This window comes from Thermodesulfovibrionales bacterium (assembly GCA_035686305.1).
In the GTDB taxonomy this organism is placed as follows: Bacteria; Nitrospirota; Thermodesulfovibrionia; order Thermodesulfovibrionales; family UBA9159; genus DASRZP01.
The window spans coordinates 1-6367 of record DASRZP010000095.1 but is presented as its reverse complement, the minus strand read 5'-3'; the positions used below and the strand labels follow the sequence as shown (position 1 = coordinate 6367).

General features: G+C 48.7%; 8 protein-coding genes and 1 tRNA gene. All 9 read right to left on the bottom strand.

Annotation, left to right across the window (positions count from 1 at the left end; genetic code table 11):
* Window positions 1–741 (bottom strand): hypothetical protein (locus VFG09_11050; GenBank protein HET6515687.1); only part of this gene is annotated, 741 nt, incomplete at its 3' end.
* An 83-nt stretch (window positions 742–824) separates the two neighbouring features.
* Window positions 825–1553 (bottom strand): ABC transporter ATP-binding protein, encoded by a 729-nt coding sequence (locus tag VFG09_11045; GenBank protein HET6515686.1) that lies wholly within the window; start codon window positions 1551–1553, stop codon window positions 825–827.
* A gap of 3 nt (window positions 1554–1556) precedes the next feature.
* Window positions 1557–2684, bottom strand: a complete 1128-nt coding sequence (locus VFG09_11040; GenBank protein ID HET6515685.1) for an FtsX-like permease family protein — start codon at window positions 2682–2684, stop codon at window positions 1557–1559.
* Window positions 2681–3004 (bottom strand): hypothetical protein, encoded by a 324-nt coding sequence (locus tag VFG09_11035; protein HET6515684.1) that lies wholly within the window; start codon window positions 3002–3004, stop codon window positions 2681–2683. Before VFG09_11035 ends, VFG09_11040 begins: the two co-directional genes overlap by 4 nt.
* A gap of 23 nt (window positions 3005–3027) precedes the next feature.
* The gene (locus VFG09_11030) at window positions 3028–3501 is read right to left on the bottom strand and encodes a nitrous oxide reductase accessory protein NosL (GenBank protein HET6515683.1); all 474 of its coding nucleotides are present in this window, start codon (window positions 3499–3501) and stop codon (window positions 3028–3030) included.
* 21 nt (window positions 3502–3522) lie between these two features.
* A complete protein-coding gene (locus VFG09_11025; GenBank protein ID HET6515682.1) occupies window positions 3523–3999 on the bottom strand; it encodes a TlpA disulfide reductase family protein in 477 nt (158 codons plus the stop codon).
* A gap of 121 nt (window positions 4000–4120) precedes the next feature.
* On the bottom strand, window positions 4121–4552 hold the full coding sequence (locus VFG09_11020; GenBank protein HET6515681.1) for a nitrous oxide reductase accessory protein NosL: 432 nt from the start codon (window positions 4550–4552) through the stop codon (window positions 4121–4123).
* Window positions 4553–4654: 102 nt separating this feature from the next.
* The gene (locus VFG09_11015) at window positions 4655–5113 is read right to left on the bottom strand and encodes a nitrous oxide reductase accessory protein NosL (GenBank protein ID HET6515680.1); all 459 of its coding nucleotides are present in this window, start codon (window positions 5111–5113) and stop codon (window positions 4655–4657) included.
* Between the two features lie 936 nt (window positions 5114–6049).
* Window positions 6050–6124: transfer RNA gene (locus tag VFG09_11010), tRNA-Val, on the bottom strand.
* Window positions 6125–6367: the final 243 nt, after the last annotated feature.

Sequence of the window (6367 nt, the reverse complement as noted above, 5' to 3'; positions counted from 1 at the left end):
AACCGTTCCGGTGAAAAGTGCTATATAGAGCGGATATCCGACATATCTATACCCCGACTGCAGAATATCGAATGGACAGTGATGTGACGGAAGCTCGTAATAATAGAGCGAGAAAAATGAAATTACAGAAATTATAGACGTGATAAACGAGAGCCCACAAAGGCCCGCGAACAGACATCCCAATCTGCCTCTCATATAAAAATATGCTCCGCTTGCAAATGTTAAAGTTATTATCGTATAAAAGGCTATCTTCCCCGGTATGCTCGGCACCGAGGCAAGTTCCGAGGCTACGCCCCCGGAGCCGGCGCTGAAGAGGCTCCCGCAGCATGAGGTAATAATATCGGCCTTCAACCCTAGAAAGAACTTGCCCTGCAGGAAGGTCTCCGCGACTATAAAAGGCGTTAGGACGATCAAAAGCCGGTATTTGCTTTTTGTAAGAGGATAATCGTACGCTCTCGTGTCAGCATAGTTTAGTATGAGCCACATGCCCGCCGCGAGAAAATTAAAAATCTTGAGCAACAGCGTGGGATAACCGTAGCCGTTTACATTAAAGGTCCCTGCCGGGCACATGGCGCCCGTGAAAAGGTCGTGCAGACTGTCCGCAGTATAAACGTAAAGGAAGAGCGAAATGAGCTGGAACGCGAAAACATTTGTGAGTATGGTGGCGATGAGATAAGTTCTTCTCTCTAGTTCGAGTTGCTGCTCGCTGCCACTCCTTATGTCCCACTTCCTGACTATCACTACTCCGTAATAAGAAGAATATAGAAGGAGCACACTTATGAGAATTGAAGACACGAACAGGGCAATAATGGAGGGATGAAGAATCACTTCGTCCTACGCTCTGCACCGATCCTGCCGTCCCTCATTTCCACAACCCTGTCGACAATCGGTGCGTCGTAAACGATAGGGTCATGGCTTGCAATGATGACGGTCTCCCCTTTATCCCTCAGTTGGGCCATTATCGCCATGAACTCACCGGAAAGTTTCGTGTCGAGATGGGCAGTGGGTTCGTCCGCTATCACCACAGCGGGATTGTTGATGAGCGCCCTGGCTATAGCCACCCGCTGGGCCTCTCCACCTGAAAGCCATTCGACTCTTGATGACACTTTCCCGGAGAGATTGAATGCCTGCAACAGGCCCTCGGCCCTTGCACTCAGCGAATGGAAATCCTCTCCTTCAGGGTATGCCGGGAGCATGACGTTTTCAAGCACTGTTATGCCCTTGATAAGATTGAACTGCTGAAAGATGAATCCGAAACCACGTCTCCTTATGTCCGTCAGAAATTTCTCGGGCAGACTTGTTACCTCCGCAGAGGCTTCTTCGACGGCAAATGGTAAAACCTGTGTAAGCCGCCCGCTGAGATAAATTCTTCCCGAAGTAGGCCTTGCCATGCACCCGATTATACCCAGTAATGTCGTCTTGCCAGAACCGCTCGGGCCTTTGATTACGGTGATCATGCCGACCTCAACGGACAGGTTCACGCCCTCCACAGCCCTAAACTCGTTAGGTTTGCCGGCATTGAACACCTTTTCTATACCCCTGAGTTCAATCATCGGTCACCTCATTACCGAGTCGGGATCGACTATCGCAGCCCGCCAGGAGGGAATTATTGTCGCAACCGTGTAAGGCAGAACGGTGAGGAAAAAAAGCGTCATGACACCGCCTACGTCAATGAATGGAGTGAGCCTGAATTCCGGATAGAGGACGGACCAGCCCTTGAGGACCGGAGCAAAAAGGGCCGAGGATGTAAAAAAGACATGGAAATATGCCAGGATGACGCCTCCCAGAAAAGAAGACAGGGACATGGATGCTCCTTCCCAGAACTTCATCAAAAGTATGTCAGAAGTTTCCCACCCCACGGCTTTGAGGATGCCTATTTCTCTCCTCTCCTCGGCGCTCAGTCCGGTGGCCTTGTCCCAGGCGAAAATGATAAACGCCAATATGGCACCAGTCATTACCATGAGCAACAAGCCGCTGCGCCAGTTGAAAACTGAATCATATGTCCTCAGTATCTCATCTCTTATTATCGGCCGTGCATCAGGATAAAGTTCTTTTATCTTTTTAGCTATAGTGACGCGCTCCCTCGGATTGCGTACCCTCAGGGCGAGGTCCGTAAAAAGACCCTTCGAAAAACCGAAAATGTTTCTGAAATCTCCTTCGGAAATCAGAATCAAATCCGCAGAAACGAGACTGGATGAAGTGGGCAGCGAACCTTTTACTCTTAAGGAAACCTGCTCTCCCTTGTAACTCGTAAGCGACAGAATGTCCCCTGGCGAGGCATGCAGGACCCTGAGAACTCCCTCTCCGGCCATAATGTTGCCCTCTCCGGGCTGCTCCTCCGGTGACAAAAGGGTGAAGTTGGCCCTGGCCGTTGGTTCGTAATAATAGCCCCAGAGCCTCCCGGTGACGGATGTCACTCCTCTGATTTTGGCAATTCCGCTGACGTATTCCTCGGGGATGAGGGCATGCATTCCCGCGGACAACCTTTGAACAATTATCTCTGGCGACCCCTGGAGAATAATCGATGCCTCTTTTTTTATCGAGTGGGAAAAAAACACGACCGATGCCAGCACGAATACTATTACGGTATACACAAAGACCAGCGCAATATTTTTCGTTTTTCTCCTCAGCAGGGATGAAAGGGTAAAATCTATTATATTGCGCTGCTTTTCGATCCACTTCATCTGTCGGCATCCCCCGGCGCCATCTCGCGCAAATGTTCGGGCGGTTCCACAACAGAGCCTGAAGGAAAATGCTCAAGGGACAGAGGACAGTCCTGAAAGGGGGTGCTGAAATCCGCCAGAGAAAGGTGCCTTGTATAACTCGCCTCGCTGAACAGACAAAGATCGGTAAGGCCAAGGCTCCTCACTAGTGCGGATTTTCCCTCAAGTGCAGGCTTAGCTTCCCTGACATTCAGCATCGCATGAACAAAAAGAGCGAACAACACACAGAGGTTCACTAGTAGATAGCTAAGGAATACGCTGGATTTCCTTATATGCGTCATTCTCCCGATACTCATGGTGACATTTAGTCCAGTCCTTTCAGGATGGCTGCCGTAACGTCCTTGAACCTGATTGTCCTTCCCTTATGGTCTTTAACGAAAGCGTCGGCATCCTCTTTCGTGGAGAACGGAACCAGTTCCCTGCCCATGGGCCCCATGATATCGCTCCCGATCACATAGTAGGCCGTACGCGCGTCGATAAGCAAAACGCTATAGTATTCCGTCACATACAACGAGTCAACGTCATTCAAAGTCTTTGAGGGGTTGTACTTTCGGACATCCAGATAATACTTGAACATATCCTTGCTGCCGTCGAAATAAAAGTGCGACCCGTCCTTGAAGATTATTTCCGAGTACCACTCCGGGTATTTGGAAACGAACATGCCGCACACCGGACACTTGTCCTGACTGGAAGGTTTGCCGGGCTTCTGTGCCGCGGCAAGGGGCTCTGCCGCGAAGACGATAAGACATAATATTGAAATCAGGAATTTTGACGACATATCCACCTCCTCAATCCTTAATCAGGTTTTTTCTTCTTTAAGGCATTCTATCACAATTTCTTCGAAGGTCTGCCTGTTTATTTCACCCAGAATCTTTTGCCTTATGAGACCGTTTCTATCCAGGAGAAACGTTTCCGGGGTGCTGATTACGCCGTATCTCTTCGTAACAATCTGGCCCGGGTCGAGAAGCATCGGATAAGAGATGTTGTATCCCTTCGCGAATTTTTCCACGTCGCCTTTATCCTCCCCGATGTTCACGGCAAGAATTACCAGGCCTTTGTCCGCATATTTTTTATAAACTTCTTCTATTTCCGGCATCTCGGCAGCACAGAACTTGCATGAGCTCGCCCAGAAACGAATGGCCGTAATCCTGCCTTTCACGTCTTCAGGCACTCTTATCATTTTTCCGCTGATGTCTGACAACGCAAAAGACGGCGCAGGTTGTCCGGTCCTGAGTATGACCCCTTTTTCGGAACAGCTCAAAGGCAGGAAAAACATGGAAAGACTAGTACAGACGATTGATAAGGCAAGGAGGCAATTCCTTAAAATCACCATGGTATCAGCACACCAAATGAGCCGGTTTTACAATGAGATTTCGCCTGTATGGCACCAACAATTTTCACTCCTGATCCCTTTCCTGATGAGCAAAGGCCTCGTCGAATGATACGCTCGTGCCGCCATGCGCTTTTCTGAATTCTTCAGTCTCCTCTTTTGTCGCAAAGGCGAACCTGCCGACCGCGCTCATGACACCCGGGATATCGCCGCCTTCAACATAGAACGCCTTTTTCGCGTCGATCAGCTTTTCCGTATCAAAGTCGGCTGCGAGGATGCGCTTTACCCTGCTACCGTTTTCCTTTACGAACCTCACCAGACAGGCAAAGCTGCAGAATTCGTGTGACTTATGGTCTTTCATAAACACAACATGCCTTGTTTTCATATGCTGGTTTATCCACATTCCGCAGACATAACAGTCCTGACGTTTGTTTCCCTCGGCAAAGACCGAAAACAAAAGCAGAGCAGCAATGAATAGCGCTATCACAGTCTTTTTCACAGTCACCTCAAAATAATGAAAATGAATAAACCGACCCGCATCATTACCGCAGATACAGGCCGGCTATGGTTTGCAGACTGGGACGAAGGCTAAATAGAATACCTATTTTGGCATTTTCTCCATCATCTTCGGCTGCTTCATCCTTTCTTTGAGTGCGTCCTCAAAGCCGTAAATTTCGCCACCAAACCCTTTCTGGAACTTTTCTGCTTCGGACTTTGATCCGAAAGCGATCCAGCTTGGCGAGCAGGCCGGGACAGCAGAGCTCCCGGAGAGAAAATACATCTTGGCAGGGTCCATCCACTTGCTGCTTATGAAGTCCCTTGCCTTGGCGGATTTCACATTGGCCTTCTCTTCAGCATGGACGTAAAGTCCGCAGTGAGGACAGCAGTAGTGTTTGGTTTTGCCGTCCTTGAATGTGATGACGTATTCAGTGTTCACATGCTCACTGAGTTTCATACCGCACGAGTCGCACCTATCACCGGCAGCAGCGGCCGGGATTACAAAAGACATTGCAAATATAAAACAAACCAAAACTGTTAGAAACGGCATGATTCTTTTCATATGGTTCTCCATATAAAAAGTTATTGTACTCTCTGCACGCAATGCGTGCAGGCACTGGGCCGGTTAAGTGCCCCTCCAAACTCAGTTAAATGCCGACTAAGGGGATGTCCACTTAACTCAAACTTCGAAAACACCAACAACTTCAGGTGGATGATAATGTTTGTACGTGAGATTTAAGGGTGCCGCTCTCAGATTGGATACATTAATATAACCTGTAAACGCAGGGGGGACGATTTCACAGGTACGTTCCTGAATTACAGGCATGCCGGCATTCAGAGATAACACCGTCCCAGCTGCATTACAGACATCGAGAGTGACAAAAACAGGCGCATCCGCAGAGGCACATATCTGGATTGAAACAGGGGCCGCCAGTGACAGAAGAAGGGCGACAAGCAGTATGGCAGCTTTAGTTCCCATTATCAGTTTTAATATACGGCCATTCCTGCCTGTTGTCAAACTCACTTTGGGCCGTACTGTATGTGACTTGTAAAGCAACCATTCTGTCATGTGACATGTGCCTTAATGAGCAAAAACTCCGATACCAGCTCCGACCACTTCATCTATTCGTTTATTGTAGAGCGGAAATGATACATTGTCAAATTCAGCGACGTGAATTCGGCAGACTTTCTCGGCTTGAAGGGCTTTATGTTTACTGTCAGCGGGGTATTCCTGAAGGTCACAGGTCGCACATATTGACGCTAGAACTTTGGACTCAAGGAGGCATGCGGCAGACAGTGGATAGTGGAGCAGCTATACCGGATATACGAGAGCGGGAAACAGGGATTTGAGTCGATGATGCTGAGGCTTGGAAAGATGATGGCAGAAACCACTTACAGAGCGCAGTAAATATGCTGAACTTTTCCCGCACTGCATATTTACTGCATAGTAAGGCGGGTAACCAATAGTGTATAAGACAGGTAACTGGTTGATTTTAAATGGTAGGCCCGGGCGGTTTCGAACCGCCGACCTCTACCGTGTCAAGGTAGCGCTCTCCCCCTGAGCTACGAGCCTTCAAGTGCTTATAAAATAACATTTCCCTATCCCCCATTGTCAACCTCACGAATTCTCAAGGTCCCTTTTGATCGCTGCCCTATCATACGCTAAACTTTTCTAGTTGGAAAAGAAAGTTATGGACATCAGCATTCTGCTGACACTGCTGAAAAGGACGTCCTTGAAATGTTCATAGCGGGCTAACGTCCACCGTGAGCCTGATCAGCAGCCTCAGGACCGACTCTTGCGGGCGTCCTTGAAACG

Excerpts from the sequence above, each read along its gene's own strand:
- VFG09_11045 (HET6515686.1), bottom strand. The coding sequence starts at position 1,553 with ATGATTGAACTCAGGGGTATAGAAAAGGTGTTCAATGCCGGCAAACCT.
- VFG09_11040 (HET6515685.1), bottom strand. The coding sequence starts at position 2,684 with ATGAAGTGGATCGAAAAGCAGCGCAATATAATAGATTTTACCCTTTCA.
- VFG09_11035 (HET6515684.1), bottom strand. The coding sequence starts at position 3,004 with ATGACGCATATAAGGAAATCCAGCGTATTCCTTAGCTATCTACTAGTG.
- VFG09_11030 (HET6515683.1), bottom strand. The coding sequence starts at position 3,501 with ATGTCGTCAAAATTCCTGATTTCAATATTATGTCTTATCGTCTTCGCG.
- VFG09_11025 (HET6515682.1), bottom strand. The coding sequence starts at position 3,999 with ATGTTTTTCCTGCCTTTGAGCTGTTCCGAAAAAGGGGTCATACTCAGG.
- VFG09_11015 (HET6515680.1), bottom strand. The coding sequence starts at position 5,113 with ATGAAAAGAATCATGCCGTTTCTAACAGTTTTGGTTTGTTTTATATTT.